Source organism: Ruegeria sp. E8 (assembly GCF_056533985.1).
Map to the genome: position 1 here is coordinate 1 of NZ_JBQFOY010000008.1, position 26928 is coordinate 26928.

General features: G+C 59.6%; 26 protein-coding genes and 1 riboswitch. Of the genes, 22 read left to right on the forward strand and 4 right to left on the reverse strand.

What is annotated here, in order from left to right; translation table 11 throughout:
• Positions 1–177: 177 nt before the first annotated feature.
• Positions 178–285: riboswitch (TPP riboswitch) on the forward strand.
• Positions 286–331: 46 nt separating this feature from the next.
• The 11 genes from thiD to radC are packed head-to-tail and all read left to right on the forward strand — an operon-like array spanning position 332 to position 8479.
• Positions 332–1135: a bifunctional hydroxymethylpyrimidine kinase/phosphomethylpyrimidine kinase gene (gene thiD / locus ACR0LF_RS12135; protein WP_480577536.1), complete on the forward strand. Its 804-nt coding sequence runs from the start codon at positions 332–334 to the stop codon at positions 1133–1135.
• A complete protein-coding gene (locus ACR0LF_RS12140; protein WP_480577539.1) occupies positions 1132–2109 on the forward strand; it encodes an FAD-dependent oxidoreductase in 978 nt (325 codons plus the stop codon). Before thiD ends, ACR0LF_RS12140 begins: the two co-directional genes overlap by 4 nt.
• Positions 2093–2287 carry a sulfur carrier protein ThiS gene (gene thiS, locus ACR0LF_RS12145; protein ID WP_480577542.1) on the forward strand — a complete coding sequence of 65 codons (195 nt, stop codon included), beginning with the start codon at positions 2093–2095 and terminating at the stop codon, positions 2285–2287. Before ACR0LF_RS12140 ends, thiS begins: the two co-directional genes overlap by 17 nt.
• Before the next feature lie 2 nt (positions 2288–2289).
• Positions 2290–3054: a thiazole synthase gene (locus ACR0LF_RS12150; RefSeq protein WP_480577545.1), complete on the forward strand. Its 765-nt coding sequence runs from the start codon at positions 2290–2292 to the stop codon at positions 3052–3054.
• Positions 3051–3647, forward strand: coding sequence for a thiamine phosphate synthase (locus ACR0LF_RS12155; protein ID WP_480577548.1), 597 nt, complete (start codon positions 3051–3053; stop codon positions 3645–3647). The genes ACR0LF_RS12150 and ACR0LF_RS12155 overlap by 4 nt, the downstream gene beginning before the upstream one ends.
• Positions 3644–4606, forward strand: a complete 963-nt coding sequence (locus ACR0LF_RS12160) for a ThiF family adenylyltransferase (protein WP_480577551.1) — start codon at positions 3644–3646, stop codon at positions 4604–4606. The genes ACR0LF_RS12155 and ACR0LF_RS12160 overlap by 4 nt, the downstream gene beginning before the upstream one ends.
• 19 nt (positions 4607–4625) lie before the next feature.
• The gene (locus ACR0LF_RS12165) at positions 4626–5561 is read left to right on the forward strand and encodes an ABC transporter substrate-binding protein (RefSeq protein WP_480577554.1); all 936 of its coding nucleotides are present in this window, start codon (positions 4626–4628) and stop codon (positions 5559–5561) included.
• Positions 5558–6232, forward strand: coding sequence for a thiaminase II (gene tenA / locus ACR0LF_RS12170; RefSeq protein ID WP_480577557.1), 675 nt, complete (start codon positions 5558–5560; stop codon positions 6230–6232). Before ACR0LF_RS12165 ends, tenA begins: the two co-directional genes overlap by 4 nt.
• Positions 6229–6957, forward strand: a complete 729-nt coding sequence (locus ACR0LF_RS12175) for an ABC transporter ATP-binding protein (protein WP_480577560.1) — start codon at positions 6229–6231, stop codon at positions 6955–6957. The genes tenA and ACR0LF_RS12175 overlap by 4 nt, the downstream gene beginning before the upstream one ends.
• The gene (locus ACR0LF_RS12180; protein ID WP_480577563.1) at positions 6954–7688 is read left to right on the forward strand and encodes an ABC transporter permease; all 735 of its coding nucleotides are present in this window, start codon (positions 6954–6956) and stop codon (positions 7686–7688) included. The genes ACR0LF_RS12175 and ACR0LF_RS12180 overlap by 4 nt, the downstream gene beginning before the upstream one ends.
• A 35-nt stretch (positions 7689–7723) precedes the next feature.
• Positions 7724–8479, forward strand: coding sequence for a RadC family protein (gene radC, locus ACR0LF_RS12185; RefSeq protein ID WP_480577566.1), 756 nt, complete (start codon positions 7724–7726; stop codon positions 8477–8479).
• 3 nt (positions 8480–8482) lie between these two features.
• Here the strand turns inward: radC and ACR0LF_RS12190 are convergent, their stop codons facing one another.
• The 3 genes from ACR0LF_RS12190 to secA all read right to left on the reverse strand — a co-directional run bounded on the left by ACR0LF_RS12190 (position 8483) and on the right by secA (position 13801).
• On the reverse strand, positions 8483–10039 hold the full coding sequence (locus ACR0LF_RS12190) for a phosphate ABC transporter substrate-binding/OmpA family protein (RefSeq protein ID WP_480577570.1): 1557 nt from the start codon (positions 10037–10039) through the stop codon (positions 8483–8485).
• Between the two features lie 27 nt (positions 10040–10066).
• Positions 10067–10984 carry a hypothetical protein gene (locus ACR0LF_RS12195; RefSeq protein ID WP_480577573.1) on the reverse strand — a complete coding sequence of 306 codons (918 nt, stop codon included), beginning with the start codon at positions 10982–10984 and terminating at the stop codon, positions 10067–10069.
• A gap of 99 nt (positions 10985–11083) precedes the next feature.
• A complete protein-coding gene (gene secA / locus ACR0LF_RS12200) occupies positions 11084–13801 on the reverse strand; it encodes a preprotein translocase subunit SecA (protein ID WP_480577576.1) in 2718 nt (905 codons plus the stop codon).
• Between the two features lie 176 nt (positions 13802–13977).
• Here secA and ACR0LF_RS12205 point away from each other — a divergent pair, with 176 nt between their 5' ends.
• From ACR0LF_RS12205 to mutT, 3 genes are read left to right on the forward strand one after another with little or no spacing between them, the layout of a single operon-like run.
• A complete protein-coding gene (locus ACR0LF_RS12205) occupies positions 13978–14826 on the forward strand; it encodes a peptidylprolyl isomerase (protein WP_480577579.1) in 849 nt (282 codons plus the stop codon).
• A 5-nt stretch (positions 14827–14831) separates the two neighbouring features.
• A complete protein-coding gene (gene argJ, locus ACR0LF_RS12210) occupies positions 14832–16058 on the forward strand; it encodes a bifunctional glutamate N-acetyltransferase/amino-acid acetyltransferase ArgJ (protein WP_480577582.1) in 1227 nt (408 codons plus the stop codon).
• Positions 16055–16453: an 8-oxo-dGTP diphosphatase MutT gene (gene mutT / locus ACR0LF_RS12215; protein WP_170404924.1), complete on the forward strand. Its 399-nt coding sequence runs from the start codon at positions 16055–16057 to the stop codon at positions 16451–16453. Before argJ ends, mutT begins: the two co-directional genes overlap by 4 nt.
• 280 nt (positions 16454–16733) lie before the next feature.
• Here the strand turns inward: mutT and ACR0LF_RS12220 are convergent, their stop codons facing one another.
• A complete protein-coding gene (locus tag ACR0LF_RS12220) occupies positions 16734–17840 on the reverse strand; it encodes a class I SAM-dependent methyltransferase (RefSeq protein WP_480577585.1) in 1107 nt (368 codons plus the stop codon).
• Positions 17841–18186: 346 nt separating this feature from the next.
• Here ACR0LF_RS12220 and ACR0LF_RS12225 point away from each other — a divergent pair, with 346 nt between their 5' ends.
• The 8 genes from ACR0LF_RS12225 (at position 18187) to ACR0LF_RS12260 (ending at position 26872) form a co-directional block, all read left to right on the forward strand.
• Positions 18187–20130: an AMP-binding protein gene (locus tag ACR0LF_RS12225; RefSeq protein ID WP_480578052.1), complete on the forward strand. Its 1944-nt coding sequence runs from the start codon at positions 18187–18189 to the stop codon at positions 20128–20130.
• A gap of 66 nt (positions 20131–20196) precedes the next feature.
• Complete coding sequence (locus tag ACR0LF_RS12230) at positions 20197–21015, forward strand: ABC transporter ATP-binding protein (protein ID WP_480577588.1); 819 nt, start codon at positions 20197–20199, stop codon at positions 21013–21015.
• A gap of 29 nt (positions 21016–21044) precedes the next feature.
• A complete protein-coding gene (locus ACR0LF_RS12235) occupies positions 21045–22031 on the forward strand; it encodes a branched-chain amino acid ABC transporter permease (protein ID WP_480577591.1) in 987 nt (328 codons plus the stop codon).
• 2 nt (positions 22032–22033) lie between these two features.
• Positions 22034–22291, forward strand: a complete 258-nt coding sequence (locus ACR0LF_RS12240) for a hypothetical protein (RefSeq protein ID WP_480577594.1) — start codon at positions 22034–22036, stop codon at positions 22289–22291.
• A 3-nt stretch (positions 22292–22294) separates the two neighbouring features.
• A complete protein-coding gene (locus tag ACR0LF_RS12245; protein WP_480577597.1) occupies positions 22295–23371 on the forward strand; it encodes a branched-chain amino acid ABC transporter permease in 1077 nt (358 codons plus the stop codon).
• 75 nt (positions 23372–23446) lie between these two features.
• On the forward strand, positions 23447–24730 hold the full coding sequence (locus ACR0LF_RS12250) for an ABC transporter substrate-binding protein (protein ID WP_480577600.1): 1284 nt from the start codon (positions 23447–23449) through the stop codon (positions 24728–24730).
• Positions 24731–24801: 71 nt separating this feature from the next.
• A complete protein-coding gene (locus tag ACR0LF_RS12255; protein WP_480577603.1) occupies positions 24802–25635 on the forward strand; it encodes an ABC transporter ATP-binding protein in 834 nt (277 codons plus the stop codon).
• A 19-nt stretch (positions 25636–25654) separates the two neighbouring features.
• Positions 25655–26872: a phenylacetate--CoA ligase family protein gene (locus ACR0LF_RS12260; protein WP_480577606.1), complete on the forward strand. Its 1218-nt coding sequence runs from the start codon at positions 25655–25657 to the stop codon at positions 26870–26872.
• The last annotated feature ends 56 nt before the right edge of the window (positions 26873–26928 follow it).

Consider the following 26928-nt stretch of genomic DNA (forward strand, 5'->3'; position numbering starts at 1 on the left):
GCCAGATGAAGCAAGGGATCCTGTATTCATCTGGCCATAAATATCCCGGAGCGCGAGGCAGAGCCTCGCAAACTCCCTCATTCTCCACCTGGGAATTGGCCTTATTTATGCGGTCTGGCTGGCCTTAATCAGCTCAGATTCCACCTTGATTTTTCGTGTCACGCCTGAGATTGTCCGCGCCAACCGTTGGGGTGCCCTGCTTTTGGGGGCTGAGAGGTGCGCATGCGCTAACCCATCGAACCTGATCCGGGCAGTACCGGCGTAGGGAACGGTCTTATGTTGAACAGACGTTTTCCATGCCCGGTTGCCCAAGATGAAGTGGAGCAACCCTATGGCACCTATTGCCTTGACGATTGCAGGGTCGGATAGCGGCGGCGGGGCGGGCATACAGGCCGACCTCAAAGCCATGTCCGCCTTGGGCGTTTTTGGGGCCAGTGCAATCACGGCTGTGACGGCCCAGAACACATGTGCTGTGACGGCGGTGCACGGAATACCGTTGGATGTGATTGCGGCTCAGATCATGGCGGTTCTGAGTGATCTGGATGTGCGGGCGATCAAGATCGGCATGCTGGCAACGCCGGACATCATCCAGAGTGTCGCGGACAGTATTGCAGATTACACCGGCCCCATCGTTCTGGACCCTGTAATGATTGCCAAATCAGGTGATGCCCTGTTGGCCGAAGAGGCGGTGCAAACCTTGCGGGAGGTTTTGGTTCCCCGTGCAACCGTACTGACACCCAATTTACCTGAGGCCGCCTGTCTGTTGGACACTCATCCGGCGGATAACGCCGAAGAGATGATCGAACAGGGACACGCCCTGTGCGACCTGGGCGCATCTTCGGTCTTGATGAAAGGCGGTCACGGCAAGGGGGACATCTGTCAGGACCTGCTGATCGACCCAGCCGGTCTGGTGGCCAAGTTCACGGCTCCGCGCCTGCCTACCCGAAACACCCATGGAACAGGATGTACATTGTCGTCCTCAATCGCGGCCGGGTTGGCCAAGGGCCTGCCTCTGACCGAGGCAGTGGCGCAGGCGCATGACTTTTTGCAGGGTGCAATTGCGCAGGCCGATGACCTGAAGGTCGGACACGGCCATGGGCCGGTGCATCACTTCCATCGGGTCTGGTCCGCGTGACGATCTGGTCGGTCATAGGCGCCGGCGTCGCCGGATTGGCGGTCGCGTCAGAGCTTGTGGCGCGTGGGGCGAAGGTGCAGGTGTTCGACCCCGGTGGCCCTCCGGGCCCGCACGGGTGTTCCTGGTGGGCGGGTGGAATGCTGGCACCGTGGTGCGAGTATGAAAATGCCGAAGAACCGGTGCTGCGCCTTGGTCAGACCGCCATTGACTGGTGGGCCGCACGCACGCCGGTTCACAGGCGCGGCACGCTGGTGGTTGCCAATTCCCGCGACCTGCCCGATCTGCGGCGTTTTGCCCGCCGGACCGAAGGGTTTTCAGAGGTTAGCCAAGGCGAAATCGCCAAATTAGAGCCTGATCTACACGATTTCAGCAAAGGTCTGCATTTCAGCGCCGAGGCGCATCTGGACCCTCGTCAGGCCCTGCAGGACCTGTACCGTCAGCTTCTGGATCAGGGTGTGGAGTTTCACCGAAAACTCGCTCCGGCCCAACTGGAAAACGCCATCGACTGTCGGGGGCTGCACGCGCGTGAGGTGCTGCATGATCTGCGCGGCGTCAAAGGTGAAATGTTGGTGATCCGCTGCCGCGACGTGACGCTGACCCGGCCTGTACGCCTGCTGCATCCGCGCATGCCGCTGTACATCGTGCCGCGCGGGGATGGCATTTATATGCTGGGTGCGACGATGATCGAATCCGAAGACAGCAGCCGCATCACCGCTCGTTCGATGCTGGAACTGCTCAGCGCCGCTTATGCGTTGAACCCGGCCTTTGGCGAGGCTGAGGTGTTGGAAATCGGCGTCGATCTGCGTCCCGCCTTCCCGGACAACCTGCCGCGTATCCGGCGGCTGGGCCGGACGATCTATGCCAACGGACTCTATCGCCATGGCTATCTGCTGGCGCCTGCGCTGGCGCAGGGCGTGGCCGATCTGGCGCTGGACAACAAACATTCGGAGATGGTCGATGAAGATCGTGCTTAACGGCGAGACGCGCGACGTGCGCGCCGAAACCCTGTCGGATTTGCTGGAGGAATGCGGCTTTTCAGGCCGCGTTGCCACTGCCGTGAACGAGGACTTCGTGCCCTCAAGCCTGCGCATCGCCCACAAACTGACCGAAGGCGACCGGGTCGAGGTCGTCGCGCCGATGCAAGGGGGCTGAGGATGAAGATGTTTTACGGAACGGAACTGCCCAACCCGCTGATGCTGGGTACCGCGCAATATCCCAGCCCGGCCATTCTGGAGAAGGCCTTTCGTGACAGTCGGGCCGGGGTGGCCACCGTGTCCCTGCGGCGGGAATCCGGGGCAGGGCAGACCTTTTGGCAGATGATCCGCGAGTTGGGCGTTCTGATTCTGCCCAACACCGCTGGTTGCCACACTGTGAAAGAGGCCGTCACCACCGCCCATATGGCGCGCGAGGTGTTTGACACCAAATGGATCAAGTTGGAACTGATCGGCCACACCGACAGCCTGCAACCGGATGTGTTCCAACTGGTCGAAGCCGCCCGCATCCTGACCGAGGACGGTTTTGAAGTCTTCCCCTACACAACCGACGATCTGATCGTGGGTGAACGCTTGCTGGCCGCCGGGTGTGAGGTGCTGATGCCCTGGGGTGCGCCCATCGGGTCGGGGCGTGGCCTGAACAACGAATACGCCCTGCGCGCGATGCGGGCCGAGTTTCCGGACGTGCCGCTGGTGATCGATGCAGGAATCGGCCTGCCCAGCCATGCCGCGCGCGCGATGGAGCTGGGTTATGACGCGGTTCTGCTGAACACCGCCGTGGCACGGGCGGGTGATCCAGTGGCGATGGCGCGGGCGATGATGCGGGCGATCGAGGCCGGGCAACTGGCCCATCAGGCCGACCCGATCGAAGCGCGGGATATGGCCGAACCTTCGACCCCTGTTATCGGAAAGGCGTTCCTGTCATGACCCTTGACCGGTTTTATCCGATCTTCGACCACTCGGACTGGCTGCGCCGGATGCTGCCATTGGGCGTGAAACTGGTGCAGCTGCGGATCAAGGACCAACCCGATGCCGCGGTGCGCGAGCAGATCGCCATTTCCCGTGATCTTTGCCAGGCGCATGGTGCGGTTCTGGTCATCAACGACTATTGGCAGGCGGCAATGGATGCGGGCTGCGACTGGATTCACCTGGGGCAGGAGGATCTGGACGACGCCGATCTGAAAGCCATCCGCAAGGCGGGGCTGAAGCTGGGCGTCTCGACCCATGACGATGATGAGCTTGAGAGGGTTCTGGCCATGGACCCGGATTATGTGGCGCTGGGGCCGGTTTATCCGACGATCCTGAAGAAGATGATATGGGAACAGCAGGGCTTGCCGCGCGTCACCGAATGGAAGGCACGTGTGGGTGAAATCCCTCTGGTTGGCATCGGCGGGATGAGTGTCGAACGCGCGCCGGGCGTGTTGCAGGCCGGGGCCGATATCGTCTCAGCCGTCACCGACATCACCCTGAACCCCGACCCCGAAGCACGGGTGCGCGCCTGGATCGAGGCCACCAGATGAGCCGCTATGCCCGCCAGATGATCCTGCCCGAAGTCGGTGCTGCCGGTCAGGCGCGCCTGTCCGCGGCGCGGGTTCTGGTGGTGGGTGCCGGTGGGCTTGCGGCCCCGGCTTTGCCGTTGCTCGCCGGGGCTGGGGTCGGCCACCTGACCATCATGGACCGGGACAAGATCGCCTTGTCCAACTTGCACCGGCAGACGTTGTTTGACGAAAAAGATTGCGGCCGCCCCAAGGCCCAGGCTGCGGCAGATCGCTGCCGCGCGTTGAACAGTGAAATCACTGTAACGGCCTTGGAACAGGCTCTAACAAACGAAAACGCGGCGGATTTTGTTGGTCAGGCGGACATCGTGCTGGACTGCGCTGACAGTTATGCGGCCAGCTATACGCTGTCGGACACCTGCCTTGCTCTGGGCAAACCGCTGATCAGCGCCTCGGTTCTGGGCCTGTCGGGCTATGTGGGCGGATTCTGCGGCGGTGCGCCGTCGCTGCGGGCGGTGTTCCCGGACGCGCCTGACAGCGGCGCAAGCTGTGCCACTGCGGGGGTGCTGGGCCCGGTTGTCGGCGTGATCGGCGCGTTGCAGGCACAGATGGCGCTGAACCTGATCCTTGGTCTTGAACCTTCGCCGCTGGGGCAGATGGTGCAATATGACGCCCGAACCCTGCGCAGCACCACGTTCCGCTTTGACGATGCCCCGGAACCCACACATCACTTTGCCTTTGTCGCGGCCAGTCAGCTGACCCCAGATGATCTGATCGTCGAGCTGCGCAGCCCGGACGAGGCCCCGGACCCCATTCACCCCAACGCGCGCCGTATCCAGTCGAAAGCCGTGAAATCAGAGCCTAACAAAGGCCAAAGACTGGCACTTTGTTGTGCCACGGGCCTGCGCGCCTGGCGTGCGGCCGAACAAATTCAACCGGATTGGCCGGGCGAGATTGTCCTCGTCGCGGCCTCAACCTCGTGAACAGAAGGAATTGCGAGACATGAAAAAGCTGATGACAGCGATTGCCCTGCTGGCCGCCGCGCCTGCCTGGGCCGAAGACAAGATGACCGTCCTGCTGGACTGGTTCATCAACCCTGACCACGGCCCGATCATCGTGGCGCAGGAAAACGGCTATTTCGCCGAGCAGGGGCTTGAGGTCGAGATTGTCCCGCCCGCCGATCCGTCCGCCCCGCCGCGTCTGGTGGCTGCCGGTCAGGCTGATCTGGCCGTGTCCTATCAGCCGCAATTGCATCTGCAAATCCACGAAGGCCTGCCGCTGAAGCGCGTCGGCACGCTGGTCGCCACGCCACTGAACTGCCTGCTGGTTCTGAAGGACGGCCCGATCAAATCGCCGGCAGACCTCAAGGGCAAGAAAATCGGTTTCTCGGTTGCTGGTGTTGAAGAGGCGGTTCTGAGCACCGTTCTGGGCAAATATGACGTCAAACTGGATGATGTTGAGCTGATCAACGTCAATTTCTCGCTCTCGCCGTCGCTGATCACCGGTCAGGTGGACGCGGTGATCGGGGCGTATCGCAACTTTGAACTGAACCAGATGGATATCGAAAACCATCCCGGTACCTGCTTCTATATCGAAGAAGAGGGCGTGCCCGCCTATGACGAGCTGATCTATGTCGCCAACCCCGACACCATGGACATCGACAAGGTTACACGCTTCCTTGCTGCGACCGAAAAGGCGACGCAGTACATCGTCAACAATCCGGAAAAAAGCTGGGAGATCTTCTCTGGCACCTCGCCTGAACTGCAGGATGAACTGAACGCCCGCGCCTGGGTCGACACGCTGCCGCGCTTTGCACTGCGCCCGGCGGGTCTTGAGGCCGGTCGCTATGCCAGGTTCGAAGCGTTCCTGAACGACAGCGGCATGATCGACAGCATCTTGCCGGTCAGCGACATCGCAATCGACGTGACCGCGCAATGAGCGATTACGGCAGAGCTTTCGCGCTGATGCGCGATGCGGCGCAAGGGCCGTGGCGGGATTACACCCGCCACGGCTTTGTCGAAGGCCTCAAGGATGGCACCCTACCGCACGAGGCGTTCCTGCATTACCTGCGGCAGGACTATGTGTTCCTGATCCACTTCTCCCGCGCCTGGGCGCTGGCGGTGGTGAAATCGGAAACGCATGAGGAAATGTTGGCCTCCGCGCGCACGGTGAACGGGCTGATCAGCGAAGAAATGAAGCTGCATATCGGCGTCTGCGAAGCCGCTGGTATCCCGCAGGACCAGCTGTTCGCCACGCCGGAACGGGCCGAGAACCTCGCCTATACCCGCTTTGTGCTGGAAGCCGGGTACAGCGGCGATCTGCTGAACCTTCTGGCGGCGCTGGCCCCTTGTGTCATGGGCTATGGTGAAATCGGTACCCGTTTGGCGTCCGAGGCGACCTCGGAAACCTATCGCGACTGGATCGACACCTATGCAGGTAACGATTACCAAGCGGGCTGCAAAGCGGTTGGAGAGTTGCTCGATTCGGCTCTAACTCGACGTATTGGCGCCGATTTCGAAGCCTCCCCCCGTTGGGATCGCTTGTGCCAGACTTTCTGCACCGCAACCGAGCTGGAAGTCAATTTCTGGCAAATGGGCCTGACCCCATGACCCCTGCGCCCGATCTAACCATCAGCGGCTCGGCCACGATTGGCGGCGCGACATTGTTCGCGCCGTTGACCCTGACCCTTGGGGCCGGGCAGTGGACGTGTCTGCTGGGCGGGTCGGGCGTGGGTAAAACAACTGTTCTGCGTCTGATCGCCGGGCTGGAAACCGGCGCGGTATTTGACGGAGAGATCACTGCCAGTGACCGCCAGCCGGTGCATCAACGCGTTGCCTATATGGCGCAGGATGACCTGCTGCTGCCCTGGGCCACCGTGGCGCAGAATGTCTCATTGGGCGCGCGACTGCGGAGGCAAAAGCCCGATCTTGCGCGCCGCGATCGTCTGATCGAACGGATGCGCCTTCAGGATCACATGGGCAAGAAGCCCGCCGAACTGTCAGGCGGTCAACGTCAGCGCGTGGCATTGGCGCGCACGCTGATGGAGGACCGCCCCATCGTGTTGCTGGACGAGCCGTTCTCGGCCCTCGACGCTCGCACTCGCGCAGACATGCAGGACCTGGCCGCCGAAGCGTTGCAAGGCCGTACCGTTTTGCTGGTCACCCATGACCCGGGCGAGGCCGCGCGGTTGGGGCAGTCCATCGTGGTCATGACCCAGCACGGGTTGACCCCGTGCCAGCCGCCGCATGCACCAGCCCCACGCAAGGTGGACGATCTGGAAACGCTCGAGACACAAGGCGCGCTGCTGCGGCTTCTGCGCGAGGAGGCGGCATGAAGTACCTGTCCGCCCTCGCCGCGACCCTGTTCGCCGTTGCCATCTGGCAGAGCATCGTCACCCTGACCGGATTGCCGAAATTCATCCTGCCGGGGCCTGCCATCGTGGCCGAGACCTGGTGGCAGAACCGTTGGATCATCGCAGAACACACATGGATCACGGCGGTCGAAGTGGTCATCGGCCTTGCCTGCGGCACCGTTCTGGGGGTGATCACCGCGCTGCAACTGGCCAATTCCCGTGCCGCGCGGGTTCTGGTGCAGCCGATGCTGGTATTCACGCAGGCGCTGCCGGTGTTCGCGCTGGCACCGCTGCTGACCCTGTGGCTGGGCTATGGGCTCTGGTCCAAGGTCGCGATGGCGGTGCTGATCATCTATTTCCCGATCACCTCGTCCTTTTTCGACGGGTTGATGCGGACACCTGCGGGGTATCTCGATCTGGCGCGCACGATGCAGGCCAGTCGGCGCGCGGTGCTGTGGCATATCCGCATTCCGGCTGCTTTGCCCTCGCTGGCTTCGGGGATGAGGCTGGCGGCGGTGTATGCGCCGATCGGGGCGGTAATCGGCGAATGGGTGGGGTCGTCACAGGGGTTGGGCTATCTGATGCTGCTGGCCAATGGCCGCGCCAAGACCGACCTGATGTTTGCGGCGATGCTGACACTCGGCGTGTTTTCGATCCTGCTGCATCTGGTAGTTCGCCGCGCGACTGCGCGCATGGCAGGTGAGACGCGTTAACCAATCAGAAACCGATTCTGCGTCAGGGTAGAGCCATGACACAGGACGCCTTTGCCGAAGCCCCGATGCTGTTTGACACGGACGAAGCGCCAGCGCAGCCGCTGCCCTCTGGTCGGTTACCCTCCTACATCAAAGACCACCGTAAGCGGCTGCGCGAAAGGTTCATGTCTGGCGGGTCGGCGGCGATGCCGGATTACGAACTGCTGGAACTGGTGCTGTTCCGGTCGATCCCGCGGCAGGACGTAAAGCCGCTGGCCCGCGCGCTGATGGATGCGTTCGGCGATTTCAACCGCGTCCTGACCGCGCCCGAGGAGCGGCTGCGCCAGATCAAGGGCGTGGGTGATACTGTGATCACGGACCTCAAAATCCTCGAAGCCTGTGCGCATCGCATGGCTCGTGCACGGGTGATGCAGCGGCATGTGATCTCGGGCTGGGACGCACTGCTGGACTATTGTCACACCACAATGGCGCATCGTGAGATCGAACAGTTTCGCGTGTTCTATCTGGATCGCAAGAACGTGCTGATCGCGGATGAGGAACAGGCCAAGGGTACCGTGGACCACGTGCCGGTCTACCCGCGCGAAGTTGCCAAACGGGCGTTGGAGCTGAATGCCTCGGCCCTCATTCTGGTGCACAATCACCCATCCGGCGATCCGACACCTTCACAGTCGGATATCGACATGACCAACCGTATTCAGGACGCCTGTTCAGCGCTGGGTCTGACCCTGCACGATCATCTGATCATTGGAAAATCGACCGAGCTGAGCTTTCGGTCCGAAGGGTATTTGTAGCGATTACTGCACCCAGATCTCGACCCTTCGATTGACCTTGCGGCCCCATTCGGTGTCGTCGCAGGCCATGGGCATCGCTTCGCCAAACCCTTCGGCCGAGACCTCAATGCTGTCGGGGATCGATGTTTCAGCCGCAGCCAATACCGCGTTCCGAACGGTTTGCGCGCGCCGCAGGGCGATGCGGGCATTTGTGGCGGCCCCTCCGTCACCGTCGCTGAAACCGGCGAACACCAATTTGCGTGCTTTCAGTGTTCCGGCTTCTAGCATATGCGCCAGCTGTTGAATGTTGGAACGCGACTGCGCATCCGGTCGGGACGATCCTGGCTCGAACCGGACCGACAGGGACAAGCGAGATAGCGGACGCAGTGTGTTGACCATGCGCTGAAGCTCCTCCAGCCCAACCTCGGACCCGCCGGTGGTGACAGCGTTGGCAAGCCTGTCGCCTTGCACAGCAACGGGCATGGTTTCGGGCGATTGGTCTACATAACCTGCGTCACGAATTGCCATCTGGGCTTCGGAACCCAGGCTATAGGCCAGAAACTGCCGTGCGATCCGAGGCAGGCGGCGTTCAGGCAGATAGAGGAACATCGGCAAGTTCAGCGGATAGTCCTCGGTCTTGATCGATTGACGGGTCGCAGCAAGCGGATGCCCGCAGCCGCCGGTCAAGGGCAAAGGCCGGGTGGTATCCGCCGACGCCTTGCTGGCGATACCGATGGAAAACGGGTCCTTGGCCACGGCCTTGACCAGATCGCGCGTGCGGCCATGACGGATCGCGGTTTCGGCCAGTTCCACACCGGCAGTATTCAAAACCTGATCCTCGACCGCCTGCGCAAGCCCTGACCCTGGATCCGGCATATGCAAGGCGATTGGGGCGTCCGGTCCACCCAGTTCAACCCAGTTACTTATTTCACCAGACAGAATGCGCGCCAAATCGGCGAGCGAGATTTGACGCATCACACTGTCCGGTGCAACCACCGGGACCATAGCGTCCAATGCAACGACTCTGGATCGTCGCGTGCGTTTCAGGTCGCCCAGCCCGGCGGTCTCAGCTGCCTCCTGTTCAGTCTCGCGAACCTCGCGCAGGGCCATTACGATATCCGTCTGATCTTTGATCAGGTCGGCAAAGCCGCGGTCCGTCGTGCCGACGTCAAAGAAGAACCGCGCCAATGGGGCCTGCCTGCCTGCCTGATGCAATTCATAGACAAAGGTATCCGAATCCACGCGGGCAGGTGATGCGGTCAGTCCCTCCTGCCGTGCAAATCCGATGATCAGGGCGGGCAAGACCGTTTCGGCCATCACGGAAGACCCGGAAAACCGCAACTCGGCCACGAAATCTGTCAGGCTGGGGCAAGCCGGTCCATCGCAGGTGACGCCCGAGCCATCCACGGTCAACTCACCAAACTGAGTATCGACGCGGTAGAATTCGCCGTCAAAACCCAGCAGGTTGCCGGTCACTTCGACCTTGCCGTCATGCGAGGTCAGTGTGATGTCCTGCGCCACAGCGCCGGTAGCAAATGCAACTGAAAACAGCGCGGCCTTCGCCGCACGGAAAAATGTCATAAGAGAGTCGAGCCTGCCTGCTGCGGATTACTTTGCCGCAATTGTCAGGTCTGAGAGCAGATTATTCAACACCAGAAACTCACCGGCCTGTGAACAATCCGGCAGGCTCAATGACATGTCGCGCGACCGCAGGCGGCGATCCGACATTAGTTCCAATGCCTGCACGTTCAGAGTGTGGCCGCAATTTGCCTTGGTGACCTCGGCCTCGACGGTCAGATCGATTGTGCCGGACTGATCCGACGTACCCGCCGGGAAGGAATACACTTCGATATTCTGCGCCTCACCCAGCCCGGACTGGCCCAGACGCACAACCTCTCCTGCGCCTTGTGCTGAGGCATCATCCCACACATGGCCGTCTGTGCCATAGCTTGCCCCAAATTCCAGAGCATGGATCTGCAATTCGGTATCACCCTGCCATTGCAAGGCAACGCGGTCATATTCGGCAATATCGGTTACGTGAGTGGTGGCGACTGTGCCGGTTTCATCTTCGAATGAAATCAGGAAAATCGCATATTCCGAAAGGGCCGGGATCGTCACGCTCAGAGCACCGGAATCGTCGGTGTTCTGGCTTACCGTCAGACCGCTGTGATGAACTTCGACACGCTTGCTCTTGTGGCACGGGGCTTTGATTGACAGACGCGCCATTGCGCCGGGAACCGCAACAGCGCGTGCGCTGATGCTGCAATCCGTAATTTTGGGGGTCGCTGGATTCGCGCGGGTCACGGGCGCTGTATGACCCGGAGTCGCGTCAGACGCAGTGGCGGAAGTCAGAACGATACTATCCAGCCCGGACAGAACCGAAGTCTGCTCGGTTGCCGACGCAACATCGACACTGTTCTGCGCGCTGGCAGGCTGCGCAGTTGATCCGTTTTGCATCAGATAGCCTATGCCCAACGCACAAGCGACCGTTCCGCACATGGTCACGTAGTTTCGAACTACAAACAAGACACCCTCCCCAGTTGAAGGAGCGAGTCGCACTCTCGCTACGAATCGCGGCCAATTTGTGGCCGCGAGACGAACACATTGTGATGTCTGAGGATGACGTTAGGTCAGCCGACCGTGACAGTGTTTGAACTTCTTGCCGGACCCGCAGGGGCAGAGGTCATTGCGCGATGGATTGCCCCAGGTTGACGGATCGTTTTCGTCAAACCCCGGAAGCGCGTCGCCCGATGCCGCAGCTTCTGCCTTTGCTTCGGCCTGACCGGCGGCCTTGTCCACCGCCTGCTGCGCCTGCGCCTGTTGCGCGGCCATCTGGGCAAGCATTTCTTTCTGCTCTTCCTCGGTCAGCGGTCGCACACGCGACAATTGCTGTGTCACGGTTTCGCGCAAGCTGTCCAGCATTCCTTCGAACAGTTGGAAGCTTTCATTCTTGTATTCGTTCAGCGGATCGCGCTGGGCGTATCCCCGGAAGCCCACAACCGAACGCAGATGTTCCAGCGTCAGAAGATGCTCGCGCCATTTGCTGTCGATGGTCTGCAGCAGCACCTGCTTTTCGATGTTGCGCATGTTTTCCGGGCCAAAGGCGACGGCCTTCTGCGCCATCATCTCATCCGCGGCCTTGACCAGACGCTCGCGCACCTGCTCGTCATCCACGCCTTCCTCGGCGGCCCAGTCCTGAACCGGCGCATCAATGGTCAGCTTGTCCTTGATCGCCTCATGCAGACCGTCGGTATCCCACTGATCCGCATAGGATTTCGGCGGCATGTATTCGTCGATCAGGTCGTCGATCACTTGTTCGCGCATGTCCGAGACGATCTCGGACAGGTCATTGGCCGACATGATTTCGCGACGCTGGCTAAAGATCACCTTACGCTGATCGTTCATCACGTCGTCAAATTTCAGAACGTTCTTGCGCATGTCAAAGTTGCGACCTTCGACCTTGGATTGCGCACGTTCCAGCGACTTGTTCACCCAGGGGTGGATGATCGCCTCGCCCTCTTTCATGCCCAGCGTGGTCAACACCTTGTCCAGACGTTCCGAGCCAAAGATGCGCATCAGGTCGTCTTCGAGGCTCAGGTAGAACACGGTGCGGCCCGGATCGCCCTGACGGCCCGAACGGCCGCGCAGCTGGTTGTCGATGCGGCGGCTTTCGTGGCGTTCCGACGCCATTACGTACAGACCACCCGCAGCTAGAACCTTGTCTTTTTCTTCGGCATGGCGCGCCTCTTCCGCGGCCCGCAGTTCTGACGGATCAGCCTCGGGGTTTTCTGCCAGCGCCTGCAGAACCTTCATTTCTACATTGCCGCCCAGCTGAATGTCGGTGCCGCGACCGGCCATGTTGGTGGCGATGGTCACCGCACCCAGACGGCCCGCATCGGCAACGATCTGCGCCTCTTGCTCGTGCTGACGGGCGTTCAGAACGTTGTGCTGAATGCCTTCCTTGGTCAGCATCTGGCTCAGCAATTCCGATTTCTCGATCGATGTGGTGCCCAACAGAACCGGCTGGCCTTTTTCCTGCGCCTCCTGAGTTTCGCGGATCATCGCGCCGTATTTCTCCACCGCGGTGCGATAGACCTGATCATCCTCGTCCAGACGGGCAATCGGCTTGTTGGTCGGAACCTCGACCACGCCAAGACCGTAGATTTCCAGGAATTCTTCGGCCTCGGTCAGGGCGGTCCCGGTCATGCCTCCCAGCTTGTCGTAAAGGCGGAAATAGTTCTGGAACGTCACGCTGGCCAGCGTCACGTTTTCGGGCTGGATCGGAACACCTTCCTTAGCTTCGATGGCCTGATGCAGGCCCTCGGACAGGCGGCGGCCCGGCATCATCCGGCCGGTGAATTCGTCGATCAGTACGACATTGCCATCGCGGACGATGTAGTCCTTGTCACGCTGGAACAGTTTATGCGCGCGCAGACCCTGGTTCACGTGGTGCACGACCGTGGTGCTTTCCGGATCGTACAGAGAATGACCTTCGGGGATCAGGCCCGCCTGAATCAACTGCGCCTCAAGAAATTCGTTGCCTTCGTCGGTGAAGGTTACACTGCGGGACTTTTCGTCCAGCGTGAAATGTTCATCGCTCAGCGACGGGATCAGCGCATCGATGGCGGTATACAGATCCGAGCGGTCCTGTGACGGCCCCGAGATGATCAGCGGTGTCCGCGCCTCATCGATCAGGATCGAGTCGACCTCGTCCACAATCGCGAAATTATGGTGTTTCTGGTAAACCTGCTCCAGATCCGCCTTCATGTTGTCGCGCAGATAGTCGAAACCCAGTTCGTTGTTTGTGGCATAGGTGATGTCGCACTTGTAGGCGGCCAGTTTCTCATCATCTGGCTGACCGGACCAGATCACGCCGGTGGTCATGCCCACGGCGGCAAACACCTTGCCCATCCATTCCGAGTCGCGCTTGGCCAGGTATTCGTTCACCGTCACCACATGCACGCCCTTGCCGGTCAGCGCGTTCAGATAGGCGGGGAAGGTGGCGACCAGCGTCTTGCCCTCACCCGTTTTCATTTCCGAGATGTTGCCCTGATGCAGGAAGGCACCGCCCATCAGCTGCACGTCGAACGCTCGCAGACCCAATGCGCGCTTGGCGCCTTCGCGGACGTTGGCAAAGGCTTCCGGCAGCAGCGCGTCCAGGCTTTCGCCATCCAGCGCGCGTTTGCGCAGCTCTTCGGTCTTTTCGATCAGGCCTGCGTCGGACAGTTTCTCGAACTCGGGCTCCAACGCGTTGATCTTTTCGATCAGCGGGCGGGTCGCCTTGATCTTGCGGTCGTTCGGTGTTCCGAACACCTTTTTGGCGAGCGTTCCGAGTCCCAGCATGTTCACTCCAGCGGATCTGTTCTTGTCTTGGTTGCGACAGGCTTGCCCACCTTGCGCGCAACCCATAGATACGGGGGGTGAAAGGCGGCCCTGTCCAAGGCTTCAAAGCGATGTAAGCGGCAGGTTCCAGAGTGTCAACGCTGCGCCCTGTCGCGGCAAGGAAATAGGATGATTCAATGCCCAAAGGCCTCACTTTTCTGCCATCGCTGGCCCTGACCGCCGTGATGGCACTGCCGCTGGCCGCCGAAACCCAGCCGGATGCATCTACGGTTGTGGCGCGTGTGAACGGCGATGAAATCACATTGGGTCACATGATCGCCACGGTTGCCAACTTGCCACCGCAATACCAGCAGGTTGAGGATGATGTTCTGTTCGATTTCGTGCTGGAACAGCTGATCCAGCAGCAATTGCTGGGACAACAGCAGGATGGCCTGAACAAACAGAACGAACTGACACTCGACAATGAGAAACGGTCGCTTCAAGCGGTTCAGTCAGTTGCAGCCCTGACCGAAACCGCCGTTACGGACGAGGCGGTGCAGGCGGCCTATGACGCGCAGTTCAGTGAATTCGCGGGCGAAGACGAATTCGACGCCAGCCATATTCTGGTCGAGACGGAAGAAGAGGCCAAAGACCTCAAGACGCAACTGGATGACGGTGCCGATTTTGCCGAACTGGCGCGCGAGAAATCGACCGGGCCTTCGGGCCCCAATGGCGGCGCGCTGGGTTGGTTCGGCAAGGGCCAGATGGTGCCCGAATTCGAGGGTGCGGTGATCGCGCTGGAAAAAGGGCAGGTGTCGGATCCGGTTCAAACCCAATTCGGCTGGCATGTGGTCAAGCTGAACGACAAGCGCAAAACCGAAGCGCCTGAACTGGACGCCGTGCGCGATGAGCTGGCCCAGACCATCCAACAGGAAGCCATTCAGGCGCGAATCGACGAATTGACTCAGCAGGCCCAGATCGAACGCCCCGCCCTGGAAGGTGTCGGCCCCGAGGCCATGCGCCAACTGGACCTGATTCAGGAGTAACCCCCGTGGCTACAATCACCAAGGTTTCGCCGCTGGCGCCCGCGTCTTTCCCTGATCTGCCCGCGATTGACGGTGTGCGTTTTGCCACCGTCGAGGCCGGTGTGCGCTATCAGGGCCGCACCGATGTGATGCTGGCCGTTCTGGATCCGGGCACCTCTGTGGCTGGTGTCTTTACCCGTTCGGCCACGCGGGCCGCGCCGGTGCTGGATTGTCAGGACAAGATCGGCGGAAACAGCGATGGGCCCGCGGCGATCCTTGTGAACTCGGGCAACGCCAATGCCTTTACCGGGCATTACGGCCAAACCTCAGTGGCTGAGGTGACACAGGCGGTCTCCAAGGCCACCGGTGTTCCGGTTGAACGGGTCTTTACCTCTTCGACCGGTGTGATCGGCGAGCCTTTGCCCCACGACCGTATCGTCGCACAGCTGGAGACGTTGAAATCCGGCCTCAGCCGCCACGCCATCGAAGACGCGGCGCGGGCGATCATGACCACCGATACCTTCGCAAAAGGGGCCTCGGCGCAGGTCGAGATTGACGGCAAAACAGTCTCTATTGCGGGGATTGCCAAGGGGTCCGGCATGATCGCGCCCGACATGGCGACGATGTTGGTCTACATCTTCACCGATGCGCAGGTGGAACAATCAGCGCTGCAAGCCATGCTTGGCGCGCAGACGGACCGCACGTTCAACTGCATCACCGTGGACAGTGACACCTCGACCTCAGACAGCCTGCTGCTCTGCGCCACTGGCGCGTCCGGAGTGGATTCAACCGACAACGCGGCATTCGCGGAAGCTTTGGAAACGGTAATGCTGGATCTGGCGCAACAGGTTGTGCGCGACGGGGAAGGGGCCACGAAATTCGTGGAAATCCGCGTGACCGGTGCCGCGACGGACGCGGACGCCAAGGTACATGGACTGGCCATTGCCAACTCGCCACTGATCAAGACCGCCATCGCGGGCGAAGACCCGAACTGGGGCCGCGTGGTCATGGCCATCGGCAAATCAGGCGCGGCGGCTGATCGTGACCTGCTGAGCATTTCCTTCGGTGACATTCTGGTGGCCGAAAATGGCTGGGTCAGCCCCGATTACCGCGAAGAAGACGCAGCCGCCTATATGAAAGGTCAGGATTTGGTGATCGCTGTCGATCTGGGTCTGGGCGAGGGGCAATCTACCGTTTGGACCTGCGATCTGACCCACGGCTATATCGAGATCAACGCGGATTACCGCTCGTGAAAACAGTTCTTGTTTCCGCCGTCGCCCTGATCGACATCGAGGGCCGCGTCCTGCTGGCCCAACGCCCCGAAGGCAAATCCATGGCCGGTCTGTGGGAATTCCCCGGCGGAAAAATCGAACCCGGCGAGACCCCCGAGGCCGCTTTGATCCGGGAATTGCATGAGGAACTGGGCATCGACACCTGGGCCTCGTGCCTTGCGCCCCTGACCTTCGCCAGCCACAGCTATGACGACTTCCACCTGCTGATGCCACTGTTTGCCTGCCGCAAGTGGGAGGGGATACCGCAATCGAAAGAAGGACAGGCGCTGAAATGGGCGCGTGCGAATGAGTTGCGGAATTATCCGATGCCCGCTGCGGATGTGCCGCTGATCCCGATTTTACGGGATTGGTTGTAGGTGAAGATGGTCAACTCAACCCGTTTCAAAGTAGAGCGTCGACCGGCTTTGGCACGACTTAATGTCGCTTATTAGTGCCGTGACATTCAGGCCTAAATTCTATCATGCCGTCCGCCGTCGCTGTACCAACCGATGAAGCAGCAAAAAACAGACGGTCAATATATGGCCATGAGGCTCAGCAAAGGCGTGGAAATGAAGGACAGATCAACAACTGTCCCGACATTCCCACGCCGCCACAAACACCAATAGCGTCAGTTGCCTAACTCAAAATGCGCTTCAGTCAACGCATTGGCAGCTTGTCAAAGTTGGGGTTTTTGAACAGCAATACGCCATCGGTTTCGATCTGCGGGTGCCCGTTGATCAGCTTATGAATCACAGGGCGATCCATCTCGAGCTTCCATCTCTTTGACAGGAAAAAGTTCTGCAAAGCGCCCTCAAGATAACGCGAGTGCGTTCCGATGAACACGCGTTTTACAAGCTTTTCTATGCTGTCGAAGTTGCTCTGCACAAAATCCAGCTCCGAGCCCTGAATGTCGATATGCAGCAAATCGACAGCTTCGCCATTCGAGAGGGATTCAAGCGTGTGACAATTCAGTTCCGTGTAGTCGCCGTTGGCACGGGCATTGGCCAGAGTCTTTTCGTCCGGATAGAAAATCGGCTCGGCACCCCAGTTTTCGTGCCCCCCCTCATATTTGGGGAAAAGCGCGATACCTTCTTGGCTGGCGGCAACTCCGTTGACAAGGCGGTACTCGTCCGGGTTGAAGCCGTTCAGCTGAAACGTGCGCTCGGCATTCGCCAAATGAGAGCCGTCGCCTTCGATGCCGATCAAATCAACCTTCAAGCCTCTTTTCTTGGCCGCGAATCCCATATTGTTCAGCCAGCACGCCCAACCGCAGCCAAGCTCGATAATTCGGTAGGTACCCGAGGCCTCTTTCACGGACAGAAGTGCTCCCGCCCATTCTGCGATATCGGCATGCCAGTTGCCCGGATCCGGGATCGGTTCTACCGTGCCTGCCTTTGGATCCAGAAGGCTCGGCATCACGCGAGGCTCAATTCTGACGCCAAGGAAGTTGGTCACCAACCCGTCTTTTGCCTCTGGATTAGGCTCTGCGAATTCGCGAAGTACGTCCATGGCCGGAAATTCGCACACAAAGTTATAAAGTGGATGCCCGGCCCCGGGTTGGTACACTTGAACCAGCGTTGGAGATTGCGTTGGAGTTGGAGTTGGAGTTTGCGGGCAAAAGTGCCGTCTGAAATATCGCCTGAGTCCCACGCTACTGTCCTCAAGTAATTTGCAAGTTACCTCACATTGAACAGATGATCGGCAATGTCCAGCTTCCATTGCGAAAAAAGAAGCAGGAACTGTCGTAAGGTAGACGGGTTTCAAAGGCGGTATTCTGAGGCTGTTTGGGCGAAGTAGAGTGGCGTTATTGGCGATCTCTTGAATTCGTTTTTCTTCTCAATTCGCGGGACCCACAACCTCAACCGAACCGTTCAATTGCGCGACATGTACATCTTGTACAGATCGACACATCCTCTTCCTCTTCCTGCGCCTGTTACAATTCGTAAGAATTGAGAAAACATCAGGCAAAACTTGACGCTGATCGTGTCGATGCTCCTAATTGGGGCATTGGCGTCCGGGGATACAACCCGGACCCGCCATTTCCGGCCCGGGGAGGGGCCGGATGGGGAGGAGAGAGAGATTGGCTCAGACGCAGTCGGGCGCTGAAGGGATGGCCTCCCTTCCGGCGCTGCTACACCGTAACGCGACGCAGTTCGGGGACGCCCCGGCCTATCGGGAAAAGGAATTCGGGATCTGGCAATGCTGGACCTGGGCGGAAGCCGCCAAGGAAATCCGCGCCATTGCGTTGGGGTTTCTGGAGCTCGGTGTCGAAAAGGGCGACCATATCGCCGTCATAGGCCGCAACCGTCCGGCGCATTACTGGTCGATGGTCGCGGCCCAGATGGTCGGCGCGGTTCCGGTGCCTCTGTATCAGGACTCGGTCGCGGAAGAGATGGCCTATGTGCTGGAACATTGCGGCGCAAAATATGTCGTCTGCGGCGACCAGGAGCAGGTCGACAAGGTCATCGAGATTCAGGAAAACCTGCATCAGGTCAAACACATCCTCTACACCGACAAGCGCGGGATGCGGAAGTATGATCATTCGCAGATGAACGCGCTTGAGGACATCATGGCCGAGGGCAGCGCCGGTCACGCGCGGTTTGATGCCGAACTGGATAAGCGTATCGCTGCGATCACCTATGACGAAACCTGCGTGATGCTCTATACCTCGGGCACAACGGGCAAGCCCAAGGGCGTGGTGCTGTCGAACCGCAACGTCATTGAAAGCGCTAAGAACTCGGCCGATTTCGACCATCTGACACGGAATGAGGACATCCTGTCCTACCTGCCGATGGCGTGGGTGGGCGATTTCATCTTCTCCATCGGACAGGCCTATTGGTGCGGGTTCTGCGTGAACTGTCCCGAAAGCGCCGACACGATGATGACCGACCTGCGCGAGATCGGGCCGACCTATTTCTTCGCTCCGCCGCGCGTGTTCGAGACGCAGCTGACCAACGTGATGATCCGGATGGAGGACGCGGGCAAGCTGAAGCAGCGTATGTTCCACCACTTCATGGCGCATGCCAAGAAAGTTGGCGGCCTGTTGCTGGACGGCAAGCCAGTTGGCTTTGGCGACAAGCTGAAATACGCGCTGGGCAATTTGCTGGTCTATGGACCGCTTAAGGATACGCTGGGCTATGGCCGGTTCCGTGTGGGTTATACGGCGGGTGAGGCAATCGGGCCTGAGATTTTCGATTTCTACCGCTCGTTGGGCATCAACCTGAAACAGCTTTATGGTCAGACTGAGGCAACGGTGTTCATCACCGTGCAGCCGGACGGAGAGGTTCGGGCCGACACCGTGGGCGTACCCGCGCCAGATGTTGAGCTGAAGATCGACGATAGCGGTGAAATCCACTACCGCTCGCCCGGTGTGTTTGTCGAATATTACAACAACCCAGATTCCACGGCTTCGACCAAAGATGCCGAGGGTTGGGTGGCCACCGGGGATGCCGGTTTCATCGAAGAAGGCTCGGGCCATCTTCGGATCATCGACCGCGCCAAGGATGTTGGCAAAATGGCTGACGGCTCGATGTTCGCTCCGAAATATGTCGAGAATAAGCTGAAGTTCTATCCCGACATCCTTGAGGTCGTGCTGTTCGGCAACGGCAAAGATCGCTGTGTCGCCTTCATCAATATCGACCTGACGGCGGTGGGCAACTGGGCCGAGCGCAACAACGTCGCCTATGCGTCCTATCAGGAACTGGCGGGACATCCCCGCGTGTTAGAGACGATTCGTGGCCATGTGGAGGCAGTCAACAAGTCGGTTGCGGCCGATGAAATGCTCTCTGGTTGTCAGGTCCACCGCTTTGTGGTGCTGCATAAAGAGCTGGATGCAGATGACGGTGAGATGACCCGGACCCGCAAGGTCCGACGTGGATTTGTCGAGGACAAATTCAGCGACATCATCGCCGCGCTTTATGACGGGTCCGAGAGTGTCTCGACCACCACTGAAGTGACCTATGAAGATGGTCGCAAGGGCTCGATTTCGGCGACGTTGGAGATTGTGGATGCGCCGGTAGTGGCGGTCGCGCAGCACAAGGTGGCGGCGGAATGACGCGCGCCGCTCGACTTGCGGTCATCGCCCCGCCCGCCATCCCGTTTTCGTGTCAGGGAGGTTCTGATGCTGGATAGTTCCGAAGGATATGTCACCGAAGACGGCCGCAAGATCGGCGGCGTGGTGATGGAGATGAAGAATATCACCCTGCGTTTTGGCGGCGTGGTGGCGATCAAGGATATCTCGTTCGACATTCGTGAGGGTGAGATCCGGGCGATCATTGGGCCGAACGGGGCGGGCAAGTCCTCGATGCTTAACGTGATCTCGGGGTTTTATGTCCCGCAGGAGGGCGAGGTCTGGTTCCATGGGGCGAAACGCCCGCCGATGCGGCCTTATGAAGTTGCGCGGCAGGGCATCGCCCGGACGTTTCAGAACATCGCCTTGTTCGAAGGCATGAGTGTTCTGGATAACGTCATGACCGGGCGGTTGAACTATATGAAGACCAACATCTTTCAGCAGGCATTGTGGAAGGGAAAGGCCGAGGCGGAAGAGGTTGAAAACCGCGAGGCGGTCGAGAAGATCATCGATTTTCTGGAAATCCAGCACATCCGCAAAACGCCGGTCTCGCGCCTACCGTATGGCCTGAAGAAACGCGTCGAACTGGCTCGCGCGCTGGCGGCGGAACCCAAGCTGCTGCTGCTGGATGAACCGATGGCCGGGATGAATGTCGAAGAGAAAGAGGACATGAGCCGCTTTATCCTCGACGTGAATGACGAGTTCGGGACCACCATTGCCCTGATCGAGCACGATATGGGCGTCGTCATGGATCTGAGCGACCGCGTAGTGGTGATGGATTATGGCCGCAAGATTGGTGACGGCACCCCGGACGAGGTGCGCAGCAATCAGGAAGTCATCGACGCCTATCTGGGGGTGTCGCATGACTGAGGTCCGGGCAGAATTGGGGAGGGGCTGGCATGCCTGAACAACTCGTATTCGCGATGGAGGTCATCCTCAACGGTCTGATGGCCGGGGTGCTGTATGCACTTGTCGCGCTGGGCTTTGTGCTGATCTACAAAGCGTCAGGGATTTTCAACTACGCCCAAGGGGTTATGGCGCTCTTCGCGGCCATGACTTTGGTTGGGATCATGAACGGACAGGTGCCGTTTTCGCATCTGATCAATGCCATATTCGGCACGCATATCCACTATTTCGGTTGGAACGTCCCGGCGTTGCTGGCGATCCTTCTGACCATGGCGGTGATGGTCCTGCTGGCGTGGGCCGTGCAGCGGTTCGTCATGCGGCATCTGGTCGGGCAGGAGCCGATCATCCTGTTCATGGCGACCATCGGGCTGGCCTATTTCCTTGAAGGCGTCGCCGACCTGATGTGGGGATCCGAGATCAAGACGCTGAACGTGGGTCTGCCGCAGGGCATCAACCTGTGGATTGATGAAAGCACCTATAACATCTTCGGCTACGGTTTCTTCATCGACAATCTGGATATTGTGGCGACGATCATCGCTGCCCTGTTGGTGGCTGCTCTGGTCGCGTTCAGCCAGTACACCAAGCAAGGCCGGGCGATGCGTGCGGTGGCGGATGACCATCAGGCGGCGCTGTCGGTTGGCATCTCGCTGAACTTCATCTGGATCATGGTCTGGTCGGTGGCGGGTTTCGTTGCGCTGGTCGCGGGGATCATGTGGGGCACCAAGTCGGGCGTTCAGTTCTCGCTGTCGCTGATCGCGCTAAAGGCGCTGCCGGTGCTGATGCTGGGCGGGTTCACCTCGATCCCCGGCGCCATCGTCGGCGGGCTGATCATCGGTGTGGGCGAGAAGCTGTTCGAGTTCGCCATCGGCCCGATGGTGGGCGGCGCGACCGAGAACTGGTTTGCCTACGTACTTGCGCTGATCTTTCTGGTGTTCCGACCGCAGGGTCTGTTCGGTGAGAAGATCATCGAGAGGGTGTAGGCATGACCAAGCTGATCGCCATCATAAACGTCATCGCGTGGGCCGGGTTCTGGGCGTTTGGGTACATCGCCCTGACCTCGGATGATCTGAGCCCAAGCCAACTGACTATCGCTGCGATCCTGGCCTTTGCCGGACTGGTCATGGGCATCCTGGCCTACCTGAAACTCGTGCGCGCCTCAGAGGCGAGCGGATATGCCAAAGGGTCCAATCAACTGGACGCCGCGGCCCGGAACCGGGCGCAGGAAGAATGGGGAAAGTAAGACATGTTCTATCGTGAGGCCGGAGATTTCAAAACCTCCTACGTGGATGACAGCCAGACTTTCCCGATCAAGTTCGACCGGTATCGTTACTATGTGGTGCTGGCAGTTGCGTTCGGGATCATACCGTTCCTGATCAACGACTATTGGGCCAACGCGCTGCTATTGCCATTTCTGATTTACGCAATCGCGGCGATCGGACTGAACATTCTGGTGGGCTATTGCGGGCAGGTTTCGCTGGGCACCGGTGGGTTCATGGCCGTTGGGGCCTATGCCTGCTACAAGCTGATGACTGCTTTTCCCGATGTCAGCATGTTCATCCACGTGATCCTTGCCGGCGGTATCACGGCCTTAGTAGGCGTGTTGTTCGGTCTACCGAGCCTTCGGATCAAGGGGTTCTATTTGGCCGTGGCGACGCTGGCGGCGCAGTTTTTCCTTGTGTGGCTGTTCAACCGGGTACCGTGGTTTTACAACTATTCAGCCTCGGGTCAGATCAACGCGCCGGAACGGGATGTGTTCGGTATTATCATCACCGGCCCCAATGCTCCGGCATGGGCGACCTATCTGTTCTGCCTGATCTTCCTGACAGTCTGCGCCATCCTCGCACGCAACCTGACGCGAGGCACCACGGGGCGGACCTGGATGGCGATCCGCGACATGGATATCGCGGCCGAGATCATCGGGGTGAACCCACTCAAGGCCAAGCTGACCGCCTTTGCCGTCAGTTCCTTTTTCGTGGGCGTGGCCGGGGCGTTGTTCTTTGCGGTTTATCTGGGCGCGGTCGAAGTGGGTGAGGTCTTTGGCATCCAGAAATCATTCCTCGTGCTGTTCATGGTCATTATCGGTGGATTAGGGTCTATTTTCGGATCTTTCGCGGGGGCTGCTTTCCTCGTATTGTTGCCTGTTGTGCTGAAGCTGATTGGCGTCGACCTGCTGGGTTGGCCCACGGACATCGTGGCGCATCTGAACCTCGTGATCGTAGGCGCGTTGATTATCATGTTCCTGATCCTCGAACCGCATGGTCTGGCGCAGCTGTGGCGCGTCGCGAAGGAAAAACTCAGACTCTGGCCGTTCCCGCACTAGGGACAGGCCCAATCAAAAAAGACGGGTGCAAACGCCCGAAATCACCATCGGATCAATCAAGGGAGGAGACACCCGATGAACAAGACACTGGCAACCATGGCTCTGGGCGCGCTGATGGCCGCTGGGCCGGCGATGGCGGATCTGGTGATCCCGGATCTCAGCTATCGCACCGGACCTTACGCGGCGGGCGGTATCCCGTTCTCGGATGGCTATAACGATTATTTTACCCTGCTGAATGAACGGGATGGCGGCATCGGTGGCGTTCCTGTCCGCGTGGTCGAATGCGAGACCGGCTACAACACTGAAAAAGGCGTGGAATGCTATGAATCGACCAAGGGCGAAGGCGCGCTGGTGTATCAGCCGCTGTCGACCGGGATTACCTATCAGCTGATCCCCAAAGTCACCGCCGACGGCATCCCGCTGCACACGATGGGCTATGGCCGTACCTCGGCGGCAAACGGCAAAGTGTTCAGCAACGTGTTCAACTATCCGGCCAACTACTGGAACGGTGCGTCCGGTGCGATCAACTATCTGCTGGACGAAAACGGCGGGGACTTGAGCGGTAAGAAAATCGCGCTGGTCTACCACAACTCGGCCTATGGCAAAGAGCCGATCCGCACGTTGGAAACGCTGGCCGAAAAGCACGGCTATGAACTGACCCTGCTGCCGGTGGACCACCCCGGTCAGGAGCAGAAATCGCAATGGCTGCAAATCCGCCGTGAAAAGCCCGATTATGTGGTCATGTGGGGCTGGGGCGTGATGAACCAGGTTGCGGTACAAGAGGCCGCCAACATCCGTTTCCCGATGGAGAACTTCATCGGTGTCTGGTGGTCTGGCGCTGAATTCGACGTAGAGCCTGCGGGTGACAAAGCCACTGGCTACAAGGCACTGACCTTCACCGGTCTGGGGTCTGATTACCCGGTTTACGACGATCTGAAGAAATACGTCGTCGACTCGGGCAAAGCTGCCGGTGCCGGTGATCAGCTGGGCGCAGTTCAGTACAACCGTGGTCTCTATGCCGCGATGCTGGCTGCCGAGGCGATCAAAACCGCACAGGAAATGCACGGCGAGGCGGACATCACCCCAGCGATGATGCGCGACGGCATGGAGGCGCTGGAGATCACCAATGCCAAGATGGAAAGTCTGGGCATGGCCGGGTTCGGGCCCGAATTCTCGGTCAGCTGTGAAAACCACGGTGGCCCGGGTCTGGTTGGTGTCGTGCAATGGGATGCGTCGACAGGAACCTGGAACCAGATCCAGGATTTCAAACCAACGGATGCCGAAGTGATCGGAGCTTTGATCAGCGAAGACTCGGCAGCTTATGCGGCTGAAAACAACATTGCAGAGCGCTGCAACTAAGGCGCTTTGAAACACCGGGGCGGCGATATGTTGCCGCCCCGAACCCCACACTCGCACAAGGATACGCGCAGATGCTGGATGCGGCCCAAACCACCGAAGTTCAGGCGGAAACCCTGCTGGAGGTCAACAATATCGAGGTGATCTACAACCACGTGATCCTCGTTCTGAAAGGCGTCAGCCTGACCGTGCCCAAGGGCGGAATCACGGCCCTGCTGGGTGGCAATGGGGCGGGCAAGACCACGACGCTCAAGGCGGTGTCGAACCTGCTGCATTCCGAACGCGGCGAGGTCACAAAGGGTACAATCACCTATCGCGGCACCAGCGTGCATGAAAGCGATCCCGCCGATCTGGTGGAAAAAGGCGTCATCCAGGTGATGGAGGGCCGCCATTGTTTCGAACACCTGACTGTTGAGGAAAATCTGCTGACGGGCGCCTATACGCGCAAAGACGGCAAGGCCGCCATTCAACAGGACCTTGATCTGGTCTACACCTATTTCCCCCGCCTCAAGGAGCGCCGCCGGTCGCAGGCAGGCTATACCTCGGGGGGTGAGCAACAGATGGTTGCAATGGGCCGGGCGCTGATGTCGCGGCCCGAAACGATCCTGCTGGATGAACCCTCGATGGGTTTGGCGCCGCAGCTGGTCGAAGAGATTTTCGGCATTGTGAAGGACTTGAACGAGAAAGAGGGAGTGTCCTTCCTGCTGGCCGAACAGAACACCAATGTGGCTCTGAGGTTTGCCCATTACGGTTACATTCTGGAATCCGGGCGTGTGGTAATGGACGGCCCTGCCGCCGATCTGCGCGAAAATCCGGATGTGAAGGAATTTTATCTGGGCATGTCCGATGAAGGGCGCAAAAGCTTTCGCGATGTGCGCTCATACCGCCGCCGCAAGCGGTGGTTGTGAACGGATGGAGGATATGGCGATGACCTTTTTCGACGCTCTCGAAACACGCTCGGCAGACGAACGTGCCTCCGATCAGGCCAAAGCGCTTGTGGAGCAGATCGAACGGGCGAAGTCTGCCCCGGGATTTGCGGCATACCTGTCAGAATTAGACACTAACAAAGTTACTTCTGTCGAAGATCTGCCCGTGCTGCCGGTGTTGCGCAAGTCCGATCTGACTCGCGCTCAGGCGGATCGGCCCCCCTTTGGCGGGTTCACCGTGAAACCCGCGCGGCATTTTCACCATGTGTTTCAATCCCCCGGACCGATTTATGAGCCGGGCAGCACAGATCATGACTGGTGGCGTATGGGCCGGTTTTTGAATGCAGCGGGCGTTGGTGCAGGTGATATTGTTCAGAACTGCTTTGGCTATCACCTGACACCGGCGGGCATGATTTTTGAAAACGGTGCGCGCGCTGTTGGGGCCGCCGTTCTGCCAGCGGGAACCGGACAGACAGAACTGCAGGTGACAGCGGCGCGCGACGTCGGCTGTACCGCTTATGCGGGCACACCGGATTATCTGAAGGTCATTCTGGACAAGGCTGATGAAATGGGCGTGTCCCTGAGCTTTTCAAAAGCTGCCGTCGGTGGCGGCGCGTTGTTCCCGTCGCTGCGTCAGGAATATGCGGACCGGGGCATCTCGTGCCTGCAATGCTATGCGACGGCGGATCTGGGCAATATCGCCTATGAAAGCGCCGCGATGGAGGGGATGATCATCGACGAGCATGTGATCGTCGAAATCGTGACCCCCGGTACCGGAACGCCAGTCGCACCGGGCGAGGTGGGCGAGGTTGTTGTGACCTCTCTGAACCCCGATTATCCGCTGATCCGCTTTGCAACAGGTGATCTTTCGGCAGTCATGCCTGGCGTTTCGCCTTGCGGGCGAACAAATACCCGGATCAAGGGCTGGATGGGTCGTGCCGATCAGACCACAAAGATCAAGGGGATGTTCGTGCGCCCGGAACAGGTTGCGGCATTGGTCGACAAGCACGAAGAGATCGTCAAAGCCCGCGTCATCGCAGCGCGGCAGGGAGAGATGGACACAATGACGGTCCAGATCGAAAGCCCACGCAGTGATGACATGGCCTATGCCAAGTCGGTTGCCGAAGTGCTGAAGCTGAAAGGCGCGATCGAGGTGGTGGCTCCGGGGTCGCTGCCCAAGGACGGGCTGGTGATCGAGGATCAGCGCGTCTACGAATGACAGTGTTTTCAAATCTGCGGCAGTTTATGCCGCAGATTTGTTGACCGACGCACTGG

What these genes read in the sequence shown, in the direction of transcription:
- thiD (WP_480577536.1), top strand. Translation starts at nt 332, where the DNA reads ATGGCACCTATTGCCTTGACGATTGCAGGGTCGGATAGCGGCGGCGGG.
- thiS (WP_480577542.1), top strand. Translation starts at nt 2,093, where the DNA reads ATGAAGATCGTGCTTAACGGCGAGACGCGCGACGTGCGCGCCGAAACC.
- ACR0LF_RS12150 (WP_480577545.1), top strand. Translation starts at nt 2,290, where the DNA reads ATGAAGATGTTTTACGGAACGGAACTGCCCAACCCGCTGATGCTGGGT.
- ACR0LF_RS12155 (WP_480577548.1), top strand. Translation starts at nt 3,051, where the DNA reads ATGACCCTTGACCGGTTTTATCCGATCTTCGACCACTCGGACTGGCTG.
- ACR0LF_RS12160 (WP_480577551.1), top strand. Translation starts at nt 3,644, where the DNA reads ATGAGCCGCTATGCCCGCCAGATGATCCTGCCCGAAGTCGGTGCTGCC.
- ACR0LF_RS12165 (WP_480577554.1), top strand. Translation starts at nt 4,626, where the DNA reads ATGAAAAAGCTGATGACAGCGATTGCCCTGCTGGCCGCCGCGCCTGCC.
- tenA (WP_480577557.1), top strand. Translation starts at nt 5,558, where the DNA reads ATGAGCGATTACGGCAGAGCTTTCGCGCTGATGCGCGATGCGGCGCAA.
- ACR0LF_RS12175 (WP_480577560.1), top strand. Translation starts at nt 6,229, where the DNA reads ATGACCCCTGCGCCCGATCTAACCATCAGCGGCTCGGCCACGATTGGC.
- ACR0LF_RS12180 (WP_480577563.1), top strand. Translation starts at nt 6,954, where the DNA reads ATGAAGTACCTGTCCGCCCTCGCCGCGACCCTGTTCGCCGTTGCCATC.
- radC (WP_480577566.1), top strand. Translation starts at nt 7,724, where the DNA reads ATGACACAGGACGCCTTTGCCGAAGCCCCGATGCTGTTTGACACGGAC.
- ACR0LF_RS12190 (WP_480577570.1), bottom strand. Translation starts at nt 10,039, where the DNA reads ATGACATTTTTCCGTGCGGCGAAGGCCGCGCTGTTTTCAGTTGCATTT.
- secA (WP_480577576.1), bottom strand. Translation starts at nt 13,801, where the DNA reads ATGCTGGGACTCGGAACGCTCGCCAAAAAGGTGTTCGGAACACCGAAC.
- ACR0LF_RS12205 (WP_480577579.1), top strand. Translation starts at nt 13,978, where the DNA reads ATGCCCAAAGGCCTCACTTTTCTGCCATCGCTGGCCCTGACCGCCGTG.
- ACR0LF_RS12225 (WP_480578052.1), top strand. Translation starts at nt 18,187, where the DNA reads ATGGCCTCCCTTCCGGCGCTGCTACACCGTAACGCGACGCAGTTCGGG.
- ACR0LF_RS12230 (WP_480577588.1), top strand. Translation starts at nt 20,197, where the DNA reads ATGCTGGATAGTTCCGAAGGATATGTCACCGAAGACGGCCGCAAGATC.
- ACR0LF_RS12235 (WP_480577591.1), top strand. Translation starts at nt 21,045, where the DNA reads ATGCCTGAACAACTCGTATTCGCGATGGAGGTCATCCTCAACGGTCTG.
- ACR0LF_RS12240 (WP_480577594.1), top strand. Translation starts at nt 22,034, where the DNA reads ATGACCAAGCTGATCGCCATCATAAACGTCATCGCGTGGGCCGGGTTC.
- ACR0LF_RS12245 (WP_480577597.1), top strand. Translation starts at nt 22,295, where the DNA reads ATGTTCTATCGTGAGGCCGGAGATTTCAAAACCTCCTACGTGGATGAC.
- ACR0LF_RS12250 (WP_480577600.1), top strand. Translation starts at nt 23,447, where the DNA reads ATGAACAAGACACTGGCAACCATGGCTCTGGGCGCGCTGATGGCCGCT.
- ACR0LF_RS12255 (WP_480577603.1), top strand. Translation starts at nt 24,802, where the DNA reads ATGCTGGATGCGGCCCAAACCACCGAAGTTCAGGCGGAAACCCTGCTG.
- ACR0LF_RS12260 (WP_480577606.1), top strand. Translation starts at nt 25,655, where the DNA reads ATGACCTTTTTCGACGCTCTCGAAACACGCTCGGCAGACGAACGTGCC.